Below are 20,865 nucleotides of genomic sequence, written 5' to 3' on the forward strand. Positions count from 1 at the left end.
GCTTTGTTGGCTACTCCTCGTCCTCGTCGGACGATTGTGAAGATGTGTCCGCGCCGCCAACCGGGTCCTTTGACTCCGCACGGGCGCCCTGGATTGTCTTCAACGCCCCGCCTTCCTTGCGCCACATCGCCAGAGCGCTGCGGTAATCGCGCTTCTCCGGATAAAGGATCGCGTAGCCGGGCAAGGCTGTCGCTTGCCAGCCGTGTGGCAACGCCTCGACGGCAAGGCTCAGCAATTTGCTGGCGGTCAAGGAATCCGAAGGCACCTGAACAATGATGTCCGTCAGCTCACGTACGTTCTGGTCGAACCGGAGCAAGTATGGGAGAGCCAATTTCACCGCGTCGAGGAACTCGTCGATCTTGTACGGTCGTACTTCCAGCCCATGGACATCTTTCATGAGGTCGATGGGGTACAATGCGTCGAAATGCTTCGCTGCTACCAGGGAACCGTCGCGATTGCGTCCCGGATCTTTGTTGCCGAAGCCGTTGGTGTTCCACGGCACTTCGCCAATCTTTCGATACTTTTTGATCAGCAATGTTTCGGGTGCGGCGGCTTCCAAGTCTTCGTCAACGTACAGGCACAAGAACCCGATCGTAAGCGGGTCTATGCCTGCCCTTCCTGAAAGTTTGATCAGGTGGTTGCGGAGCCGTGTTCGCAGATCCTTGCTTGCCTTACCCACGTAGACACGCTTGTCGCCTACGTAGAGTTCATACACCCCGGGACGGCTTTGGAGGGTGTCGACCTGTCCTGCTATGAGGGGTGCTGGTTCAAGTAGTGACAAGGCTTCGGCAAGCTGGTCAGCCAGCGCGCGTGTGATGCTGAGCTTGAACTCCGCACTGGCATTGGGGAACAAATCGCCGGTCATGTTCGGAATCTACCGCACGCTGTTGGCGATTCAAAGTGCAGCTGGTATCGGCGAGTCAGACCTTGTGCAACCGCAAGTGTGGTCGATCATCTTCTATGGCTCGTCATGGAATGGAATCTCGGCAGTAGACACGTGGCGATAGTCCGGAGCATTTACGCCAATTCGACGCAGTTCGGCAAGAAATCTTTCCTCGTCGGACACGAGTAGCCGCTTGTCTCGAGTGCCGCGTTTCGGGAGACCCCATATCACCGGTGGCTTTTGCTCTCTCAGCTCGACAATTGCATTATCTCGATCTTCACTCTCGTTCATTAAGGAGATCTCGACCCCCTTGCGAACGCGTGCTCGTACTTCATCGAGTGTCAGTTGTCGGTTGGGCAATTCGCCGGCACGTCGTCGGCCTGGATGCATGGTGTCCCAGGTCGACTTGGGGTTCTTCCTGGCTTCGCCAGAAGGGTTCGATCCGAAGCCGTTGATGACGGAGTTCCACAACACTGGCCGATAGGTGCGAAGGAGCGCGCGCTCTCCTAGTACGATCCAAGCATCCTCCAGCGGAAGATACCTGACTTTGAAATCTTCTTGGCGCAGATTGCCGTTGATGGATGCTCCGACTTCTCCTATCGACCTCGCGTGCTCCCTAATACGCTGATACAGTTTATCGGAGCCATAATCAGGCTCGTACCCGTAGCTGCTGGTCTCGGCTGCAGCCTTTCCGACATAAACGGGAATCTTATGATCGTTGTAGTAACTCTCGACGAGTGGTCGGTACTCGGGAACGCGATCTCCCACGTAGTACAAGGCGTACAGTCCAGCGCCTGAGAACCGCCGGGGTGGGAAATCTTCTGGTTCCTGCTGCTCGAGGCGATCGCGCAAGATCGAGCCGATCGCGATTGGGTCCAGCGGGTTGAACGGGTCCGTCCTTGGCGATTGTCTGGGCTGCGATTGAGGCACGGGTCACCTTTCAACAGATCGCTGAATGAATCGGCTGTGCTGCGGAAGTATGTCGGCGACGCTTGGTGTGGTAGTGGTTGCGACGGATGCCGGACTGCCTGGACGTGAACTCGCCGCACGAGCGTCGGCTCGGTGGTTGTGTTGATCACTGACAACAACCCTATGGCGTTGCCCACTCGAGGTCGACCCGTTTGAGTGATCTGCTTGGATATCGGTGATCTCCGCGGTATGATTCCAGCATGGTTGACCAGCCAAAAGAAGCGTCGCAGCCTCGCACCAGTGTTGAACTTTTCGCCGGTGGGGGCGGCCTTGCCATGGCGGTCCACCAGGCAGGCTTCCGCCCCTTGCTCTTCAACGAGTTCAACAACCGTGCTTGCGAGACGCTCGTCGCGAGCGCGAAGAAGACGCTTGGGGTCGATGGGCTTGAGCGCAGCTTGGAAACCAAGCCGAGCCCTCCGGAGGAGGGCAAGCCCGCCCCGCTTTACCCCGGCGATGTTCGCGACCTCGACCTAAGTGCCCTCCAGGGCAAGGTGGATATATTGGCTGGCGGACCACCATGCCAGCCTTTCAGTGCTGGAGGCATCGCCAAAGGTGATGAGGACAAGCGCAACATGTTCCCCGCCGTGTTCAAAGCAGTGCGCGAGATGCGTCCCAAAGCGGTCATCTGTGAGAATGTCCGGGGGCTGTTGAGGCCATCATTCGCGGAGTATTTCCAGTACATCCAGAATGAGCTCCGTCTACCGTTCGAGAAGCGCAATGATGAAGTCTCGTGGCAGGAGCACAACTCCCATCTTACGAGCATCCTCGGCAAACTGGCAGATGAAGATGGGAACCCTGATCACTACAAGGTGGTCATGGTCCCCGTGAACGCGGCGAATTATGGCGTGCCGCAGGTTCGCAACCGCGTCGTCCTGGTGGCTTTCAGGTCTGATCTTGGCGTCGACGTGGATGCTTTTGAGAAGGATGTCAAGACCGAGCGCTTCTCCGAAGCCGCACTTCTTCGGTCCATGCGCGATGAGGACGGATCCTACTGGCAGCGGCATGCGAGTGTGCCGGATCATGTTCGCGAGAAGGTCAGAGCACGGATTCCTAAGGTAATCAGAGAAGATGACTGCCGACCGTGGCGGACGCTCCGCGACGCGATCCAGGGATACGGCACAGATGTGAAACTTCCTGCGCTTCCTGCTGTTGATTTGGCGCGGCTGGACGAGAAGTTCGACTTCGGCAAGGAGATCGATGTGGTTGATCACATCGGGTGGCCAGGCGCTCGTATCTACAAGGGCCACACACCCAACGACCTGGATCGACCCGCGAAGACGGTCAAGGCTGGCGTGCACGGTGTCCCCGGTGGCGAATCGGTGATGCTGCTCGACGAGCGAGTCCGCGACACCTCGGTAGAAGGTGGCTGGACCTACCTGCATCGCTACATGACCGTGCGCGAGACCGCCAGAGTGATGAACTTTCCTGATGAGTGGCTTGGATCGGGTCCTCGTGGCGAGCAGATGCGTCAGCTGGGAAATGCAGTTCCTGTACTTCTCGGCGAGTTCTTTGCCAAGGCAGTAGCAGACGCACTGGCTGCTGCAGGGCACTGATCGGCATGTCTGAGAAAACTCCGGGAAAAGGCTGGAAAGAGCGATTTCCTCCAGAACGCGCGTACAAGCGCAGGGCCGATGCTCCGTCTCCCGCCATCGAGCAAGATCGAGCCGCCGGCGGTCGTCATCGGCGAAATGTCGAGTTGGGCGACGGACAGCACGCGTGCGGTTCGATGACGCTGCGTCTGTATCGGCGAACCAGGCGCATCCGTGCCTATCTTCGGTGGTCTTTCGAAGGAAAGACGCAGGAGAAGTACGTGTGCGAGGTGGAGTTTGACGCCCGCGGGAAGAACTTGACTGAGGCATGGCGGCAGGCGCGCCTGAAAGGGTTGCTCGCGGACGAGGTTCTGCCGCCTGGCTCGAAGGCCTCTTCTGTAGAGGTCCGCGCTTCGATGCGAGGGAATCGAGGTAAGGACACCCGGCCTGAGTTGATGCTCCGCAGCCTTCTTCACCGGCGTGGCCTGCGCTATCGGGTCGATGCGCGGCCAATCGCGGATGTGCGTCGCAGGGCCGACGTCGTCTTCCCCGGTAACCGCGTCGCGGTCTTCGTCGACGGTTGCTTCTGGCACGGTTGTCCAGAGCACCATCGCCCAGCCACGAAGAACGCGGACTTCTGGCGGGAGAAGATCGACGGCAACAAGTCCAGGGACGTCGAGACGACGAGGACCCTGACGGACGCGGGCTGGACCGTCATCCGCGTGTGGGAGCACGACGACGTGGAGCAAGCGGCAACTCAGATCGAGGAAACCGTTCGTCGAACACGTTTGTGATCAGACCTCCAGCGCCCACCGCACGAAGCGCATCGCCGAGGTGAAGCCCGCTCGCTCGAAGATGCCGAACGCCCCAGTGAAGTTCTCCGAATCCACGCTCAGCAGCGCGCGGTCATAACCCTGCTCGGCGGCCGCCCGAAGCGCATGGCCAAGCAGAGCGCTCGCAACGCCACGGTTCCGATAGGCAGGCAACGTCCCGATGACCATGAAGTGCGCGTCACGAACACCGGTGGCCTCGGTATCTGCCTCCCAGTTCATCGTCACCAACAGCCCAGCCGCCACCCCGCCACCATCGCGCAGCAGGAAGCTGGCGGAGGGCCGGAACGTCTGGTTGGTGACCTTGTTCCTCCAGAGCTCCACTGGCATCGGCGTCGAGCCCCAGTTCTCGCGGTACGCCTCGTTGCGCACACGCCGGAACTCCTCGTCGGTCGCCTCCGACCACGGTTCGATCCGCGGGTCTTCGGACAGCCCGACGTTCAGGAGCGCGTGCTCCATGCGCTGGAAGTAGCGGACCGGGGTGAATCCGGCAGCACCGAGCAGTTCCGGCACGCCCGAGATGTGCTCGGCCTTGTGGACGTTGATCGCGAGCCGAAGCGTCGGGTGGTGCAACGCGTGCAGGACGCGGGCCGACTCGATGCCGGCCTGCACCAGCCGGGTGCCGATGCCCTGGCGGCGATACGTCGGGTGGACGCCGCCGTCCAGGGAGACGCGGTGGACCTCTGAGGCGGTCGGCCGGTACTGGATCTTCATGTAGCCGACCATCACGTCGCCGTCGAAGGCCGCGAGGCTGCCGCGTTCCAGGTCCGCGTACGGATCGACCAGCTCGGTGAGGGTGTCCTCCGCCGTGTAGTTCTCACCGATCTTGTCGACCGCCTCGATGGCGTTGAGGAGGTCGGCCGACGTCTCGGCGTCATCGCGGCTGAGGGCGCGCCAGGTAAGGCTTGCGATCACGCGCCGAACGTAATCAGGCCCGCGCGGGCCGTCTCCCGAGTTTGTGGTCGGCAACTGGTGGCCTCAGTAACTTCGGACAGGTGCCCAACATCCTCGTGATCGGCTTCGATCCCCACACCATCCCCGGCTTCGACCCGGCCCCGGTAGCCGCCGGCATCGAGCACGCCAGCAGGGCGTTCGCCGAACTCGGCCTCACCGAGGACCTGTTCCTCGTCGACTTCGCGGAACTGGACGGCCGAGCCCAGGCCAAGCTCATCGAGAAGCTGGAGAACAAGCAGTACGACGCGGTCGTGGTCGGCGGCGGCATCCGCAAGGGACCCGGTCTGCTGGAGCTCTTCCAGGTCGTCGTCAACGAAGTGCACTGGCGCCAGCCGGACGCCGCGATCGCCTTCAACGACAGCCCCGGCGACAGCCCGGACTGGGTCCTCAAGGCGCTAGAGCAGAAGCGCAAGAGTTAACCCACAACATCGGGTGAACCGGACGGGCAGCCTCTCCGTACCCCTCGTCAGACCCAGAAAAACGCTGTCCAGCGATCAAGTCCCCGCAGGTCAGCACCTCACACCCCAACACAACTACGAAGCGTGACAGCACCACTCGATCGAGTGGTCGTGGACGTAACCCATAACGAGAGCCGGACCAGTACCGAACTAACAGACAGCTCCGCCAGTTCGTCAGGAGGCAACGATGAACTTACGCAGGACGCACACGGCTTGTTGACTGTCTGTCAGCAACGGATAGCCCAGCTCATCGGAAACGTGACGAGAGTCACCCAACGGGCGCTCAAGCTTGCCTGCGCTCGTGACGCGAGGTTACGTTCTCGCCCGCCGATAACGGTTTGGTCACCGGCAGGACACAGGACCAGTAGTACCTAGGGTCCAAAGTCCGGCTCGGAATCCCCCGCCGAGACAGCCCGGTGGCCAAGCTCCCCGACGCAGGAGGCTCCCCCTTGGCCCGGCACAGCAAGGCCGATGGCCGAACCGTGTACACGGTCGTGCCCAAGCAAGAAGTCAAGCCCGGCGCTCATCGCGTCGAGGACGACAAGGTTCCGCTTGCCCACCGTGTGAGCGCGATCGTCGTCGCCGCAGGTGTCGCCGCCGGCACCGCGGCCATCGCCAACGCCGCCACCAGCGGTACTCCGACCGACCTTGCCGCGGGTGCGGCCGAGCTGGGCGCTCTTCCCGACCAGCAGGTCAAGACCATCCAGACGGTTCACGACGTGAACCCTGGCAGCCAGGTCGGCCGTCTCCTGCAGTTCCAGCAGATGTACGCGCAGCAGACGTTCGAGCAGGCCACGAAGGTCGCCGCGGACGCGCACGCTCAGCGTGAGGCGGCTGCCAAGGCCGAGGCCGAGCGTCAGATCGAGATGCGCAAGCCCGCCAAGCAGCGCGAGGTCGAGGCCTGGATCAAGGACGCCATCAAGATCCTGCAGGCCAACGGCACCAACATCGACAACGGCTCCGTCGACGAGATCTACACGATCATCATGAAGGAGTCGAACGGCAACCCCAACGCCGTCAACAACTGGGACTCCAACGCGATGCGCGGCACGCCGTCCAAGGGCCTGATGCAGTGCATCGACCCGACGTTCCGTGCGTACAAGCTGGCCGGCTACGACAACATCCTCGCGCCGGTCGACAACATCATCGCGGGCGTTCGCTACACCTACGCGCGCTACGGCGGCTTCCACAACCACCCAGGTCTGGTCAACATGAACCTGGGTGGCGGATACCTGGGGTACTAAAGGACCCGAATTCGTCGTGTCGGGGTGCGGGAAACCTATCGGCGGACGATGCTGTCAAACAGGTTCACCCACAAGCATGGCGGCCCTAGCGGGCACACGCCCGGTAGTGCTCCCATCGAACGCGATCCCCGAACGCAGGGAGTGGCCGATGAACGAGCAACAGGCACGCGACGACGAGCTGGAGAAGATCCGCTCGGAGGCGACGAGCTGGCTGGCCAAGATGGCCAAAGCCCAGCACCGTCCCAGCGTCGAGCAACGCAGGCCTGAACACGACGCCATGACACCCGCGAAGAAGTAGTCAGGAAAACGACGGAAGCGCCCCGGTCACGACCGGGGCGCTTCCGTTTTCTCCGAGGCAGCGCCAGGCGTTCACAGGGGCGGAGCCTCCCGCTCGAACGCGGCCCACAGGAGCTTCAGCGGGTGGTCCGCCGGGTGCTTCGCCAGCGCGTCGGTCCGCGCGAACACGCCCACGAGCCGTTCCAGCGAGTCGTCGACGAGCTGGACCACGCGCAGGCCGCTGCCCTCGCGCAGCTCGTTGTTCGCCGCCACCACCCCGAGGCCGGACGTGACGATCATGGCGCCCTTGACGAGGTTCGAGCGGAGCAGGGAGATGCCGTACTGGATCTCGTCGATCTCCGCGGCGATGTCGAGACCCTGCCGGTAGTCGGGGCCGAACCAGCCGCGCAGGAACTCGGCGATCAGCCCGGCGCCCGGCACGACCAACGGCACCGACCGCAACGCGGGCACGCGCACGCGGTCCCCGACGACCGTCTCCGGCAGGTTCGTCAGCAGGGCGAGGCCACCACGCCGCCACTGGATCACCTCGAACTCGGGGCGCTCCCAGCCCTGGCCTGCCCGCGTCACGACGCTGCCGCAGACGACGTCGACCTCCTGCGTCTCCAGCTTCGTCCAGATGTCCTTGGTGCGGATGTGCACGACCTTGAGGTCCACGTCGCGCTCGCGGAACTCGTCCGCCACGTGGTGCCACGCCTTCGCGAGCGTGTCCAGCATGTATCGGGTCGTGCCCACGGTGACCGTCGTGCCGAGCTTGCGGCGGCACTCGTGAATTCCGTCCAGCCACTCCGCGAGCGTCTCCCGCGCCAATTCGACGATCGACTCACCAGTCGGCGTGAACAGCACGTCTTTTCCGCGGCCCTGCTTCACCACGAGCGCTTCGCCGCACAGTTCCAGGAAGTTCCTGTTCAACGTGTCGAGCTGCTTCTGCACGCTCGACTGCTCTCGTCCCAACGCCCTGGCCGCGCGTAGGGCCGAACGGGTCTCATGCACCGTGAGCAGGGTCCTGAGCTGGTCCATCGTGGTATCCAGTAGTGCACCGGGCATGTTCAGCAAACGGTGCAGCGAGGTGCTGGTGGGAAGCACCAACTGGGACGAGCCGGACATCGAGACCCTCTCTTGTGTTCTGTCGATCAGCTGAACTGAACTTGACCACATTTCGCCGACAAATTATCTGCAGATCCTGTTGGCAAATCCCTGGACACTTATGTCGCGGTGTACAAAGCTATCGGCGGCGACCACGCGTGGGAGCCGATTCCGGGGGGAATCATTGGGGGGTGGGGGTCCGCAGGTGCAAGCCGGCGGGCCCCCAAGTATTACCCTCGGCAGTTGTGACGGCTTCCGCTCGCCTGGAATGGGGCACCACCTACCAGGTCACCGTGCTCGAACTCGGCCTCGCCTGCTGCGGGGTCGAAGTGATGGCAGCTCTCGACCGCCTTCCCGACCTCGGCGTCACGCCGGTCGACGGCGCGGGCGAGGCGCACGTTCTCGTTGTCTCCGGCACCGTCACGGACGTCATGTTGCCCGCTGTCCTCCGCAGTTACGAGGCCATGCCCGAACCCCGTTACGTGATCTCCGTGGGCGCGTGCAGCAACACCGGCGGCCCGTACTGGGATTCCTACAGCGTCACCAAGGGAATCGACCAGGCCCTGCCGGTCCACGTCGCCGTTCCCGGTTGCCCGCCGCGGCCAGAAGCACTGCTCGAAGGCCTGAAGGCACTGCACCGGCTGGTGAACGCATGACGACCCCGAAGACGGCGTTCGGCCAGACCGTCCACCACGTGGAACTCGCCGACTGGCTCGCCACGGCCACGGCCCACCACGCCGACGGCTACGTCATGTTCGACTGGCTCGGCGTCGAGGACGCGGGCCGGCCGGGCGCCGCAGGTCAGCGCCACGCGGTGTTCCTGCACGTCATCAACCCGCAGACACGCGAGGGCGTGATGCTGCGGACCGAAATCGCCGAGGCCGACGCGCTGCCGAGCATTGCCCACCTCTGGAAGGGCGCGCAGTGGCACGAGCGCGAAGCGGCGGAGATGTTCGGCGTCACGGTCGACGGCAAGCCTGAACACCTGCTGCTCCCGGACAGCTTCGAGGGCCACCCGCTGCGCAAGGACTTCGTGCTCGCCTCCCGTGTCGTGCGCCCGTGGCCAGGCGCTCTCGAACCGGGCGAGGACAACACGAGCGCCCCGAGCCGCCGCCGCACCGCACCACCTGGCGTTCCGGACCCGTCCTGGGGCCCGCGCCGCGAAGAGGAGCCGCAGTCGTGACGAACCTTCCACCGCGCACGAGAGGCGTCATCGCGCTGCTGGAGGCCAACTGCACGGTCTGCATGATCTGTGCGCGCGAGTGTCCCGACTGGTGCATCCACATCACGTCGCACACCGAGGTCGAGCAGCAGCCCGGCAGCGCCCGCCCGCGCAGCCGCAACGTGCTCGACCGGTTCGCGATCGACTACGGCCAGTGTCTCTACTGCGGCATCTGCGTCGAGGTCTGCCCGTTCGACGCCCTGCACTGGGCGCCGGAGTTCGGCTATCCGGGCACGGGCTCGATCGACGGCGAGGGTGCCGTCGCGGAGCTCGTCCACGAACGGGACGTGCTGTCCACATGGGTCGAGAAGGTGCCGCCGCCACCCCCGCTCGACCCCGCCGCGGAGGCCGCGCCCGAAACGGCCACCGGAACCGGACGGCGGCCTGGTTCGTTGAGGGGTTGGACGTAAACCCGGAGGCGAAAACCGTGCACAAGCACTTCAACGGGTTGAAGACGGCCGTGTTGCTCGGCGGGATGAGCGCGCTGATCGTTCTGGTCAGCAGCCTGTTCGGCCGGACGGCACTGGTCATCGGCCTGGTGTTGGCCTTGGGCGTGAACGCCTACGCGTACTTCAACTCGGACAAGCTCGCCCTGCGCGCGATGCGGGCGATACCCGTGTCGCAAGTGGAGCAGCCAGTGCTCTACGCCATCGTGCGTGAGCTGTCGCAGAAGGCGCGCCAGCCCATGCCGAGGCTCTTCCTGAGCCCGACGATCGCGCCGAACGCGTTCGCGACGGGCCGCAACCCGCGCAACGCGGCCGTGTGCTGCACCACGGGCATCCTCGACCTGCTCGACGAACGTGAGCTGCGTGCCGTGCTCGGCCACGAACTCGCGCACGTCTACAACCGAGACATCCTGATCAGCTGCGTGGCCGGCGCGCTGGCCGGCGTGATCACGATGCTCGCGAACCTGGCCCTGTTCGCCGGGATCTTCGGCGGCGGCGACTCGGACGACGACGGCCCCGGTCCGCTCGGCCTGCTGCTGATCGCACTGCTCGGCCCGATCGCGGCGGCCGTCGTGCGCCTGGCCGTGAGCCGCTCGCGCGAGTTCCAGGCCGACCAGTCGGGTTCCGAACTCACCGGCGACCCGCTGGCACTGGCCTCGGCGCTGCGCAAGATCGAGCTGGGGACGCGGGCGGCACCGCTCGCGCCGGAGCCGCAGGTGGTGTCGCAGAGCCACCTGATGATCGCGAACCCGTTCCGCACCGGGGAACAGTTCTCGAAGTGGTTCTCGACCCACCCGCCGATCGCCGACCGCATCCGCAGGCTCGAAGAGATGGCGCGCAGGGCTGGTTAACGCCCTGCCTTCGCCACGGCCATGAGGTACTCGCCGTACCCGGACTTGCCGAGCTTCTCGCCGAGCGCGTAGCACTCCTGCGCGGAGATGAAGCCCATCCGCAGCGCGATCTCCTCGGGACACGCGATGCGCACGCCGGTCCGGTGCTCCAGCACCTGCACGAACTGCCCGGCCTCGAGCAGCGAGTCGTGCGTGCCGGTGTCGAGCCACGCGAACCCGCGGCTCAGTTCCACCAGCTGCGCCCGGCCCTCGTGCAGGTAGGCGAGGTTGACATCGGTGATCTCCAGCTCGCCGCGCGGCGACGGCTTGAGCTTCCGCGCGATGTCGACCACACCGTTGTCGTAGAAGTAGAGCCCGGTGATCGCCCGGTTCGACTTCGGCTTCGCGGGCTTCTCCTCGATGGACAGCAGCCTGCCCGTCGCGTCGACCTCGCCCACGCCGTACCGCTCGGGGTCCTTCACCTGGTAGCCGAACAGCACACAGCCGTCCAAAGAGGACGCGTGCTGCTGCAGCGTGGTGGCGAAACCCTGGCCGTAGAAGATGTTGTCGCCCAGGACCAGCGCCACGTCGTCGTCCCCGACGAAGTCCGCGCCGATGACGAACGCCTCCGCGAGCCCGTTCGGCGCGGCCTGCTCCGCGTAGGAGAAGGCCATGCCCCACTGGGACCCGTCACCGAGCAACCGCCGGAACAGCGGCAGGTCGGTCGGCGTCGAGATGATCAGCACCTCGCGGATGCCGGCGAGCATCAGCACCGACAGCGGGTAGTAGATCATCGGCTTGTCGTACACCGGCAGCAACTGCTTGGAGACGGCCTGCGTGATCGGGTGCAGACGCGATCCACTGCCACCGGCGAGGACGATGCCCTTCACCGGTAGTTGGTGAACTGGAGGGCGATGCCGAAGTCAGAACCCTTCAGCAGTGCGATGACTTCCTGCAGGTGGTCCTTCTTCTTGGCGGACACCCGCAACTGGTCGCCCTGGATCTGCGCCTGAACGCCCTTGGGCGCCTCCTCGCGGATCTTCTTGGCGATCTCCTTGGCCTTCTCCGACGTGATGCCCTGCACGAGATTTCCGGTGACCTTGAACACCTTGCCGGAGATCGCGGGCTCACCCACCTCGAACGCCTTCATCGAGATGTTGCGCTTGACCAGCTTCTCCTGGAAGACGTCGATCGCCGCCTTGCAGCGCTCCTCGGTCTCGGAGGTGAAGGTGATCGCCTCCTCGCCGGCCCAGGCCACTGTGGTGTTGGTCCCGCGGAAGTCGAAGCGGGTACTCAGCTCCTTCGAGGCCTGGTTGAGCGCGTTGTCGACCTCCTGCCGGTCCACCTTGCTCACCACGTCGAACGACGGGTCCGCCACGACTTCACTCCTCAACGCTCTCGGGATCACAGCCAGCGTCGATGCTACTGGGGGACCCCGATTTGGGGCCTCCCGGCGGGGTTATGTATTGTTCTGCCCGCACCGTTACGGCGGTGTGGGGCGGGTTGCCCGAGCGGCCAATGGGAGCGGACTGTAAATCCGTCGCGAAAGCTACAGAGGTTCGAATCCTCTACCCGCCACAACAGCACAAAGACCCCCGTGACCAGGCATGACAGGTCACGGGGGTCTTTGCGTGTTGTCCGGCTGTGTCCGACCGATTCCGGCGTTCTCCGAGTGGCTGTACCGAGGACGTACCGAAGTTATGCGGCGGTCGGTCCGCCTAGCGCAGCCTGAACGCGCTGCCGCGCCGTCTCCTCTCCACCATCAATGCACTTGGCGTACGTGCGCAGCAGCACATTCAGGCTGTGACCTGCCCACGCGGCGACCCGAGGTGCCTCAACGCCCGCGTTCAGCCACATAGACACACAGGCATGGCGCAGGTCATACGGCCTCTTGGCGAGCGGTGACGCGGCGACCGCAGGCGTGAACGCTGCCTCACGCGCCAGTGCCCACGTGCGGCCGTAGGTCGAGCTGCCGATGCGTCCGCCGCGCTCTGCAACGAACAGCCGGCCGCCTGGCGCGGTGGCGAACTCGTCGAGGTGCGCGTGAAGGATGAGGGCCAGTTCGGGGGAGCAGGGCACCGGACGGCCCTCGGTGTCCTCGCGGTGCTTCAGCCCGCGTTCCTCGTCGCGTTCTCCGCTGTCCGTCCATTGGGGTCCAACTTCCGGCGCGGCACCGTCGAGGTGGATCTCTCCCCAGTCGCGCACTTCCCAGCGGCCAACCGACTCGTTCCACTCGCGAGGCGGTAGCGCCAGGTGGCTGCGCCGGACGTTGCTCACTTCCTCCGGTCGCAGCCCAGCGAAGTACATGAGCGCGAAGAACGCGACGAGCTTGCGGCCGGTGCGCCCACCGTTCGGCACCTCGCGCAGAACCGTGCGGAACTGAATCGGGTTGGCGACCGATCGCCGGTCAACCTGGTGAACCACGGTCTTGCGCTTCTTCAACTTCACCTCGGTCAGAGGGTTGTCAGTGAGTGCCTTCCTTTCGACGGCGTAGTCGAGCGCGTTGCCGAACGTCGTGCGACGCAGCCGAATCGTGTCTGGCGCGGCACGCTTCCCGTCGAGCTTCTTCTCGTACTGCGTGGTGACTTGCCGCAGAACGTCCGGCTTTGCGAGGTCGGAAACCGGCCTCGTGTTCCGCGAGAGCCACTCCAGGGCCGTTGCGATGTCGTTCGGCTGCGTCACCGACCGCTGATTGGTGTTGAGAGCGACACGGAGCGCTCGACGCAGCACCGAGTGTTCCGGCCTGCCTCGATCGGTCGTGAGCATTGCCTCCGTTACCGGGGCCAAAGCGTCCGCGATGGACTTGCGGTGCGTCGGCGCAGCATCCGGCCACTTCATGTCTACGAACGAGCACACGAGGTCGAACCACGACATAGCGGTTGTGTCCTTGCGAAGCATGGAGACCGGTAGGCCGGTTTCGACGCAGAACGCCTCACCCTTGTTGGCGGCGGTCAGCAGCTCGGCACGGACGCTGCTGGCGAGCGCGTCGGTCTTAAACGGCTTCTTGAACCGTTGACCTGCCACCGACCACTGAACCCAATGAGTGGTCGTGCGCTTGCCCTTGTACACGTCGATCACGTAGATGCGGACGTCATAGCTTGTCGTCGTCACGCTGCCACCTCGCAAGAGCCGTACCAGGATTCGATGTCCGAGCGGTTGAACCGCAGTTGGCCGTTCGGCAACTTGGCGTGACGCGGTGCGAGACCCTTTGCCAACCACTCGTAGAGGGTCGAGCGCGACACCTTGAACTCCTTGCAGAACTCGGCAACCGTCAGCAATTCGCGTCGGCTCATGGCTGTTCCCCCTCCGAGTTCTCGTCTGCCTTCGTCTCGGGCAGGTAGCGCGCCCATGCGTCGCCCAGCCCGTGAGCGCCGTCGATGACGTAGCCCTTGAATGTCTTGGCGCCGTTCTTGAACGCGGTGACCTTGACGCCGTAGGCGCTGAGTTCCGTGGCCAGTTGGCGGGCGTTGATGGGCCGGCCGTAGAAGTCGCCCCACGGTGCTTCTTCCATGCTGTGCAGGACGGCGAGGATTTCGACGGTGCTCATGCGGGAGACGCCACGGTCGGCGAACACGGTGCGGAGATCGGAGAGCAGCCGGATTCGGTCGGACGTCGGGTTGGTCTGTGCGGCTGTCACGAAGTGCAGGCACGCGGCACGCGCGGTCTCTGGCCAATGCCCGCCCGCCATGTCCGCGATTGCGAGTAGCGGTTCCCAGATTTCGGCTGCGCGGTCGGTGACGCCCTCGGGCATGTCGGGGTAGGCCGCGCCGACGCGTTCGCCCACCACTTCCATCCACGTGGCCAGGGCCTCACGGATCGGTGCGGACTGTTCCTCCACCTTCCGTTCGCGGAACGCCTCGACTCGTTCGTCGGGACGTCGCCGGCGCATGTGGATGGTGATGGCGCGGGTGGTGATGGTGTCGGGCATGTTCCCGGCGATGCCCGCCAATGCGGCGGGGGCGTAGACCGGGAACCGCTCGATCACCATGTTCCCCGCGTCGCCCTTGCAACGGGCCACGGTCGCGGAGCGCTTGTAGCCGGCGTTGACCAGCGCGCGGAGGTCTTCGTTGCCGCCACCCTTGTTGTCGAAAATGGCGTCGACCTCGTCGAACAGGATGGTGAGCGGTCCGGCACCGACCATGCGGAACAGCGCGGCGGGCGTAGCCGAGAACGTCATCTCCGGCGTACGGACCAGGTGACGGGCGACCTCCAGAACGCGGGTCTTACCCGAGCCGGGCTCCGCGCTGGACAGCACAACGCGCGGCGTGATGTAGAAGTGCTCGGCTCCCCAGGTGTGGGCGTACCAGAGCGCGAGCATGGGCGCGCAGTGCTCATCGGGGAAGGCGTTGAACCGCGACAGAAACGCCTGGACGTCGTCGAGGATCTGCGCGCCGTTGAGCGTGGTCGTGGTCATGCCGCGTGCCTCCAGTTCGTGTCTGCGGTGACGATCAGGCGGCCGACGAGTTCGGCGACGTGGGGGACGACGGCGTTTCCGAGGGCGCGCAGACCGGGGGCAACCACCCGCTTGGAAAGCCCATGAGCCACTCGACCCACTGCGGGTTCAGGTATCCACCGCTCTGGCCGCGCATAGCCACGCGCTGTTCCAGCGCCGGCGCGTCCGCCCTGTACTGAGGCCTGTAGGTGCAGTGGTTGTTGGCCATCGACGCACGCGGGGTGGGCCAGTAGGAACAGGCGGTCACGTGCGTGTGGAGCACCCACGGAGCACGCGGAAACAACTGTCCACTGCGCATCGAACCCGAGCTGGTGAAGGTCACCGAGCATCCATGCGAAGGCGTCTCGATCTCGAACGAGAGCTGAGACGTTTTCCACGAGGACGTAGCGGGGTCGAACCACGCGTACGACGTTGGCCATCCACGGCCATCCCCAGCGTTCGTCGTCGATGCCGAGTCGACATCCGAGTTTGCTGAAGGGCTGGCAGGGAAAGCCGCCGGCGACGAGGTCGACGCAGGGCCGTTGCTGGGACTGCCACCACTCGGGGGCGGTGCGGACGTCGTCATGACGGGGAACCTCCGGCCAGTGTCGGGAGAGCACTTCTCGGCAGTAGGGGTCGAGTTCGACCTGTCCGGTGACGGTCATCCCGGCGCGTTCCAGGCCGAGTTCGAGACCGCCGATGCCGGAGAACAGCGAGAGGACGTTCACGCCGCACCTCGCGCGTCGAACATGGGCGTGGCGGCCGGGGCGGGACGTTCGGCGCCCGGCATCTGACGCGGCCGTGCGGTGCCCTCGGTGATGCCGTTGCGGATGCTGCGGCGCACCTTGGCCTCGGTGCAGTCGCACTCCCCGTTGATCAGGGGCGCTGCGGCTGCCACGAGGTGAGCTTCTGCTGTAGCCGGAGGGAGAACGCCCGCGCCGACGAGTTGCCCGAGGGCGATGCCCGCGACGAACGCTGCCCTGTCGTGACCGCCTGAGACGGCCGTAGAGAGCTTGCGGCACTCTCCGTCGACTGCGGCGGTGACGTAGCGGGGCAACCGTTGTGAGGGCACCACAACGGGCGCTGAGACGGCCGTACGCGGCCTGGGAGTGAGGCAGTGGACCAACCACACCGGGAGGGGCAACGGCGCGACGTCGTTGGTCGGCCAGTACGTGCCGTCCGAGGTGGTCGAACCCGGAGCGACGACGTAGCCGCCGTGCGCGCGGGTGTCGACCTTCCATCCGAGGCCGTTGCCGTGCTCTCCCTCGGTGTTGCGCAGCTCCACAGTGGACGGCTCACGGAAGTACAGATGCGTCCCGCCACGGGCGGTGCGGACCGTCCGGGTCTCCCACGGGACGTCTTCCCGTGCCTCCGCGCAGAGGGCGGCGAACACGTCGTGGCCGTCGCGAATCCCCTCCCGGCTCCAGCGTGGCGGAGGGACGTCGGTGGGTGACTTTGGGGTGTCGAGGTCGATCACGACCAAGCCGCTCGGTCCGGTGGCGATGCCGATGTTGAATGGCCCTGCCGACCAGCACCGCTCGATCACGTCCAGGTCGACGGTCGCGCGCTGCTCCCACCCGAGGTGCCTGGCGCGGCACACTCCGGTCCGGGGACACCGCTCCGCGCTGTGCAGGGCGGGGCGCTTGGTCTTGGCGCGCAGAGGGAAGACGTAGAGGCCCGTCTGTGCGGCGGTGAGTGCGTGGTGCATGAGCCTGTCGCGGTCTCGTGAAGCGCTGCTCATCACATCTCCCGAGGTGACTGTGCGTAGTCGCATGTGGGTGTGCGAGGGGGAGGCCTAGGACCCGCGAACGAGTCCAGGCCGTGGCTTTGGGGGTGTTTTCGCTGGTAGGGCGTTCCGCGGACTAGAGGTGCTAGTGCGCAGGCCAACCGATGTGCGCGGCCCTAGTGGCTGCCCCTAGGGCTAGGGTCGGTGACGGCTAGAAGTCAGCCGATCCCTAGCCCGGAGCATGTTCACCGTGCGTGATCGATGCGGGCCGACTGGGCGGCCACGACGGCGTCGCGCTTGTAGCCCTGGCGGTTCTTCTTCTCGCCCTCGGGCGTGGTGCCCCACACCTGCGTCGGCTCGACCCCGTAGGCCTTGAGCGCGCCGGCCAGCGTGCTGCCCGTCCACCCGTCGTAGAACTCCGGCCGCATCTCCGCGAGCCGCGCGAGCACGACCTCGGTGTGCGCGCCGGCCGCGTTGCCCGCCACGGCGGTGAGCGCGTTGGCCACGTCGTCCAGGACGCTCCCGGTCGTCTCCACGGTCGGTGCCTCTCCGGCCGCCATGCCCTTGAGCAACCCGAGCGCGGAGCGCAACGCCCGTCCCCGGTCGCACATGACCTCCACATCGGCGGAGGACAGCAGGTGCGTGCGAGTGATTTGGCCACCCTGCTCGGCAAGCTCCGAGTCGTCCGACCCGAGCAGGATGCCAACACCCTTGTGGGAGCGCGAGAGCTTCGAGGCGTCCATACCGGCCTGGTAGCTGCCGGCACCGAGGATGGTGTCGGAGGCCTGCCACGTCATGACCTTCATGGCGAACCGGGAGCCGATCTGTCCACGCAGGCTGTCCGGGATGACCTTCCCGTCCGGCTTCTGCGTCGCCAGGATCAGCATGTACCCGGCCGCCGGGCCGACCTTGACCAGATCCGTAAGCAGCGCAAGGACTTCCGCACCGTACTCGGGGTGCTCCAGGTACCGCTGAACCTCGTCGATCGAGAGCACCGTGAGCGGCATGTTGAGGCGCTTGTTGCGTGCCATCGCCGGCGTGAGCTTGGCCTCGGGGCACACGTCGACCGGGAGCTTGGCCATGCGCTCGAACCGGTCGTTCATGTCCGCGACCATCTTGCGCAGCGTCGTGACGAGTAGCTCCATCACCTGGTCACGAACGCCCGCGCCGTAGGCCACGGCGACCTTCTCGAACGCCCGCCACGCGCCGTCACCCTTGCCGTTGAACACGAAAAGCTCGACATAGGGGTCGAGCGCGGCAGCGGCGGTCGGGATGCGGGCGCTGAACGTCTTGCCCATGCGCGGGATCGCGCCGACCAGCAGCGACGACCAGATCAGCGGCAACGTCACCTTGCGGTCGCGGGCGTCCAGGCCGAACGGGATCGGCTGCCAGAAGTCGAACTCTTCCATGCCCGCCAACGGAGACGTCACGGGCTTCTGCGCAAACACGTCCACATCAGACACCCACAACCGCACACGACGTGCGGAGACCTGGTCAGGATCGATGAACACCGTGATCGGGTTGACGTTCAGACCAGAGGCGAGCGACTCGCGCTTGCCGACAGCCTGAGCGGCATGCTTGCCGTACGGAAGATCGACCACGGCCAGCCAGCCGCGTCCGTCGCGCTGGATCGGCTGCGCGAACGTGACCGGGGTGTCCTCCTTGCACAAGCCAGCACCGACGAACGCCCGCACCACCACGTCCGGCGTGAGCTTCGAGGCCTGCTGACCCAGCACAGCGGTCTTGACGATCGGCTTGTCCTCACGCCGTCCGAGCAACCCGAACGCGATGATGGAGACCACGACCGTCCACATGAGGACCGTCTGCATGGCCTCGGGGTACATCAGCCACACCACGCCCAGCCCGAGGGCGGACAGGAACGCGGTGACTGCGCTGACCCGCAGCCGCGTCCGCACGTGGTCGTCACGCTGCCTCGACAGCGCGAGATAGGCGGACGGGTCGGCAGCGTCGATAGTGGACTGACGCAGCGCGCGGGACTCCGTGTCGAACGCCCAACGCTGCCACGTCATCACCGCGCGGCCCATTCCGCGGGGAGACGCTGCGGTGAGCTTGAGCGTGTACAGCGGGACCCGAACAGCGTGGTAGCGGGCCGTGTGGTGGCAGTAGGTCCACGCCCACCGCACGGTCGCCTGGAACTGGTCGCGGTCGGCAAGCCACGCCGGGATGATCGGCAGCAACTCACGGCGGGCAGTCCCCGCCAGCACCGCCGGCACACCCGCGTTCGGTGCCTCGTCCTCGTCGACGATCTCGCCGTCGAGCACCTCGACCTCATTGGCCTCGGTGATCTCGACCAGCGCACCCGAGTCCTCGACCTCGTCAGCGTCGGTCTGCTCGGTGGAGGGAAGGGGGAAGGCAACCACGTTGCTCACCTCCGTGTCGTCGGTCAGGTCGGTGTCGTGGGTGGGGTGGCTCATCGCTGCGCCTCCGTGTCGTCGTCGTTCAGGAGGTGGGTCAGCGCAGCACCACAACCGAGCACGACCACCGGAAGGCAGGAGACGAACGTGGTGATCCACCACGGAGCCGTGGTGACGCCGGCCGCGACCATGAGGTGGTAGGCCACCTGTCCGGCCGCACCGAGGATCAGAGAGCCGATCGCGGACCAGCGGGCGAACCTGCGGGCCTTGTTCGACCGGGTCCGCCCGGACAGCCAGACCCGCAGGGCGTACGCGGCGTAGGCCTCGACACCGATCGGGAGCGTGATCGCGGAGTTGATGACGAACGAGTCCGCGATACCCGGCAGCAGCCGGATCGGACCGAACCCGGTCAGCTCACCCAGACCCACCCAGCCACCCCAGATGGCCACGAACGCACCCGCCGCGAGCAACAGCAGCGGCCACGACCGAACCGGCTTCGCTGGCGCCGTAGCCACCGCGTCGACCGTCTCGCGCTGCTCCACAGGAGCGGGAACCGGGTCCGCAACCGCGCTGACCTCGACAACGGACGCGGCCTCGACCACGGGGGCGGGAACCGGCTCGTCTACTGCCACGGGCTCGGGCTCCGTGCTGGTCTCCTCGACCCGAGCGGGCTCGGAGACGACCGGGGTGGGCTCGGTGGCGGGCACCGAGTGCAGGCGGACCACCGGGGCCACCGTGTCAGCCGCGTCCGGATTGGTGGGGTCGAACCCAGCCTCCTCCAGCGTCGCGAGCACGGCGTTGGCCTTGGGCGCGCCCACCTTGAACTCGGTCTTGATCCGGTTGCGGGAGGGGATCTCGCCCTGCTCGATCGCGAAGGCCTTCACGCGCTCGGTCAAGTCGTCCACGTTGATCGGGTACGCGCTGGTCATCGCTTGCCTCCCTTGGCATGGGCGTGCTCGGTGGTGGTGACGGTCAGGGTCCGCACGACTCGCGCGGAGGTGACGAACGCGGGCACGGCCAGCACGACCGCGATCACCCGCCAGTCAGTGGCGTTGGTGAGAATCAGCCACTGCACGCCACCGATCACGGCCGTGCCCAGCAGCGTCCGCAGCACGTTGCCGCCCGTCCGCGACACCTGCTGCGTCTTGCGCACGGTCTTGGCGGTCGCGCGCATCACGGCGATCAGGGCGAGCACCCCGAGAACGAGGGCTACGAGCATCCACGGCTCGATCCGATCCACGATGGTGTTCACCGCCCGTCCTCCTTGCTGCGCAAGCTGATCGCGGTCTGAGCGGCCTTGGCGGCGAAGTGCCGCGCCTGGTCGTGCTCGGGGTGGTCGGGGTCCTCGGTGATCGGCCGCAACAGCTCGGTCTTGAGCTCGAACCAGGCGGCCACGACGTCATCGGCGGCCGACACGTCCGGGGTCTTCTCGGTCCAGACGGCGAGGATCTCCGCCAGTCGCGGCGGCTGGTCCGCCATGTCGTCGTGTGGTGTCGTGATGGACACTGGTGTGGCCTTTCGGTCTGGTGATCGATCGGTGGAACCCGAATCGGCGGTGTCTCTTGCCGGAGTTGGCCGCCGGTTCGG

The 20,865-nt window shown here is 65.6% G+C and carries 23 protein-coding genes, 1 tRNA gene and 1 pseudogene; 10 read left to right on the forward strand and 15 right to left on the reverse strand.

Features of this window, described 5'->3' with window-relative positions:
• Window positions 1-10 precede the first annotated feature (10 nt).
• Both BLR21_RS35100 and BLR21_RS35105 read right to left on the reverse strand, forming a co-directional pair.
• Window positions 11-865 carry a GIY-YIG nuclease family protein gene (locus tag BLR21_RS35100; protein ID WP_090013221.1) on the reverse strand — a complete coding sequence of 285 codons (855 nt, stop codon included), beginning with the start codon at window positions 863-865 and terminating at the stop codon, window positions 11-13.
• A gap of 93 nt (window positions 866-958) precedes the next feature.
• The gene (locus BLR21_RS35105; protein ID WP_090013224.1) at window positions 959-1,813 is read right to left on the reverse strand and encodes an Eco29kI family restriction endonuclease; all 855 of its coding nucleotides are present in this window, start codon (window positions 1,811-1,813) and stop codon (window positions 959-961) included.
• A gap of 239 nt (window positions 1,814-2,052) precedes the next feature.
• Here BLR21_RS35105 and BLR21_RS35110 point away from each other — a divergent pair, with 239 nt between their 5' ends.
• Window positions 2,053-3,405 (forward strand): DNA cytosine methyltransferase, encoded by a 1,353-nt coding sequence (locus BLR21_RS35110; RefSeq protein ID WP_090013226.1) that lies wholly within the window; start codon window positions 2,053-2,055, stop codon window positions 3,403-3,405.
• A gap of 5 nt (window positions 3,406-3,410) precedes the next feature.
• Window positions 3,411-4,175, forward strand: coding sequence for a DNA mismatch endonuclease Vsr (locus tag BLR21_RS44565; protein ID WP_090013228.1), 765 nt, complete (start codon window positions 3,411-3,413; stop codon window positions 4,173-4,175).
• Here the strand turns inward: BLR21_RS44565 and BLR21_RS35120 are convergent, their stop codons facing one another.
• Window positions 4,176-5,126 (reverse strand): GNAT family N-acetyltransferase, encoded by a 951-nt coding sequence (locus tag BLR21_RS35120; protein WP_256335137.1) that lies wholly within the window; start codon window positions 5,124-5,126, stop codon window positions 4,176-4,178.
• Between the two features lie 80 nt (window positions 5,127-5,206).
• Here BLR21_RS35120 and BLR21_RS35125 point away from each other — a divergent pair, with 80 nt between their 5' ends.
• The 3 genes and pseudogenes from BLR21_RS35125 (at window position 5,207) to BLR21_RS42890 (ending at window position 7,165) form a co-directional block, all read left to right on the forward strand.
• Window positions 5,207-5,584: a beta/alpha barrel domain-containing protein gene (locus BLR21_RS35125; RefSeq protein ID WP_090013230.1), complete on the forward strand. Its 378-nt coding sequence runs from the start codon at window positions 5,207-5,209 to the stop codon at window positions 5,582-5,584.
• A 932-nt stretch (window positions 5,585-6,516) separates the two neighbouring features.
• Window positions 6,517-6,867, forward strand: a pseudogene (locus BLR21_RS35130) (transglycosylase SLT domain-containing protein); the annotation flags it as partial.
• 148 nt (window positions 6,868-7,015) lie between these two features.
• A complete protein-coding gene (locus tag BLR21_RS42890; RefSeq protein WP_176929933.1) occupies window positions 7,016-7,165 on the forward strand; it encodes a hypothetical protein in 150 nt (49 codons plus the stop codon).
• Window positions 7,166-7,236: 71 nt separating this feature from the next.
• Here the strand turns inward: BLR21_RS42890 and BLR21_RS35140 are convergent, their stop codons facing one another.
• Window positions 7,237-8,181 carry a LysR family transcriptional regulator gene (locus BLR21_RS35140; protein ID WP_338061084.1) on the reverse strand — a complete coding sequence of 315 codons (945 nt, stop codon included), beginning with the start codon at window positions 8,179-8,181 and terminating at the stop codon, window positions 7,237-7,239.
• Between the two features lie 311 nt (window positions 8,182-8,492).
• Here BLR21_RS35140 and BLR21_RS35145 point away from each other — a divergent pair, with 311 nt between their 5' ends.
• Genes BLR21_RS35145 through htpX form a run of 4 tightly spaced genes read left to right on the forward strand, consistent with a single transcriptional unit; the run spans window position 8,493 to window position 10,766 of the window.
• Entirely contained in the window at window positions 8,493-8,903 is a 411-nt protein-coding gene (locus tag BLR21_RS35145; protein ID WP_036015288.1) for an NADH-quinone oxidoreductase subunit B, read from the forward strand.
• Window positions 8,900-9,430 (forward strand): NADH-quinone oxidoreductase subunit C, encoded by a 531-nt coding sequence (locus BLR21_RS35150; protein WP_090013239.1) that lies wholly within the window; start codon window positions 8,900-8,902, stop codon window positions 9,428-9,430. The genes BLR21_RS35145 and BLR21_RS35150 overlap by 4 nt, the downstream gene beginning before the upstream one ends.
• A complete protein-coding gene (locus tag BLR21_RS35155; RefSeq protein WP_090013240.1) occupies window positions 9,427-9,879 on the forward strand; it encodes a 4Fe-4S binding protein in 453 nt (150 codons plus the stop codon). Before BLR21_RS35150 ends, BLR21_RS35155 begins: the two co-directional genes overlap by 4 nt.
• A 17-nt stretch (window positions 9,880-9,896) precedes the next feature.
• The gene (htpX, locus tag BLR21_RS35160; protein WP_090013241.1) at window positions 9,897-10,766 is read left to right on the forward strand and encodes a zinc metalloprotease HtpX; all 870 of its coding nucleotides are present in this window, start codon (window positions 9,897-9,899) and stop codon (window positions 10,764-10,766) included.
• Here the strand turns inward: htpX and rfbA are convergent.
• Both rfbA and BLR21_RS35170 read right to left on the reverse strand, forming a co-directional pair.
• Window positions 10,763-11,635, reverse strand: coding sequence for a glucose-1-phosphate thymidylyltransferase RfbA (gene rfbA, locus BLR21_RS35165; protein ID WP_090013242.1), 873 nt, complete (start codon window positions 11,633-11,635; stop codon window positions 10,763-10,765). The two genes, htpX and rfbA, sit on opposite strands and share 4 nt — an antisense overlap.
• On the reverse strand, window positions 11,632-12,123 hold the full coding sequence (locus BLR21_RS35170) for a YajQ family cyclic di-GMP-binding protein (protein WP_030478254.1): 492 nt from the start codon (window positions 12,121-12,123) through the stop codon (window positions 11,632-11,634). The genes rfbA and BLR21_RS35170 overlap by 4 nt, the downstream gene beginning before the upstream one ends.
• Window positions 12,124-12,242: 119 nt before the next feature.
• On the opposite strand from BLR21_RS35170, the gene BLR21_RS35175 reads away from it, so the two are divergent.
• Window positions 12,243-12,323, forward strand: a tRNA-Tyr gene (locus BLR21_RS35175).
• Window positions 12,324-12,443: 120 nt separating this feature from the next.
• Here the strand turns inward: BLR21_RS35175 and BLR21_RS35180 are convergent.
• From BLR21_RS35180 to BLR21_RS35220, 9 genes are all read right to left on the reverse strand, one after another.
• Window positions 12,444-13,823: a tyrosine-type recombinase/integrase gene (locus BLR21_RS35180; RefSeq protein WP_256335138.1), complete on the reverse strand. Its 1,380-nt coding sequence runs from the start codon at window positions 13,821-13,823 to the stop codon at window positions 12,444-12,446.
• Window positions 13,824-13,852: 29 nt separating this feature from the next.
• Window positions 13,853-14,038, reverse strand: coding sequence for a helix-turn-helix transcriptional regulator (locus tag BLR21_RS35185; RefSeq protein ID WP_090013244.1), 186 nt, complete (start codon window positions 14,036-14,038; stop codon window positions 13,853-13,855).
• A complete protein-coding gene (locus BLR21_RS35190; RefSeq protein ID WP_090013246.1) occupies window positions 14,035-15,159 on the reverse strand; it encodes a DUF3631 domain-containing protein in 1,125 nt (374 codons plus the stop codon). Before BLR21_RS35190 ends, BLR21_RS35185 begins: the two co-directional genes overlap by 4 nt.
• Window positions 15,156-15,905, reverse strand: a complete 750-nt coding sequence (locus BLR21_RS44180) for a DNA cytosine methyltransferase (protein ID WP_090013248.1) — start codon at window positions 15,903-15,905, stop codon at window positions 15,156-15,158. Before BLR21_RS44180 ends, BLR21_RS35190 begins: the two co-directional genes overlap by 4 nt.
• Window positions 15,902-16,918, reverse strand: a complete 1,017-nt coding sequence (locus tag BLR21_RS44185; RefSeq protein ID WP_090013250.1) for a bifunctional DNA primase/polymerase — start codon at window positions 16,916-16,918, stop codon at window positions 15,902-15,904. The genes BLR21_RS44180 and BLR21_RS44185 overlap by 4 nt, the downstream gene beginning before the upstream one ends.
• Window positions 16,919-17,148: 230 nt before the next feature.
• Window positions 17,149-19,338 carry a hypothetical protein gene (locus tag BLR21_RS35205; protein WP_090013252.1) on the reverse strand — a complete coding sequence of 730 codons (2,190 nt, stop codon included), beginning with the start codon at window positions 19,336-19,338 and terminating at the stop codon, window positions 17,149-17,151.
• Window positions 19,335-20,207 carry a hypothetical protein gene (locus BLR21_RS35210; protein ID WP_090013256.1) on the reverse strand — a complete coding sequence of 291 codons (873 nt, stop codon included), beginning with the start codon at window positions 20,205-20,207 and terminating at the stop codon, window positions 19,335-19,337. Before BLR21_RS35210 ends, BLR21_RS35205 begins: the two co-directional genes overlap by 4 nt.
• Window positions 20,204-20,530 (reverse strand): hypothetical protein, encoded by a 327-nt coding sequence (locus BLR21_RS35215; protein ID WP_090013258.1) that lies wholly within the window; start codon window positions 20,528-20,530, stop codon window positions 20,204-20,206. The genes BLR21_RS35210 and BLR21_RS35215 overlap by 4 nt, the downstream gene beginning before the upstream one ends.
• Entirely contained in the window at window positions 20,527-20,784 is a 258-nt protein-coding gene (locus tag BLR21_RS35220; protein WP_090013260.1) for a hypothetical protein, read from the reverse strand. The genes BLR21_RS35215 and BLR21_RS35220 overlap by 4 nt, the downstream gene beginning before the upstream one ends.
• Window positions 20,785-20,865 lie beyond the last annotated feature (81 nt).

Origin of the sequence: Lentzea albidocapillata subsp. violacea, from assembly GCF_900100275.1 — a bacterium.
Lineage (GTDB): Bacteria > Actinomycetota > Actinomycetes > Mycobacteriales > Pseudonocardiaceae > Lentzea > Lentzea violacea.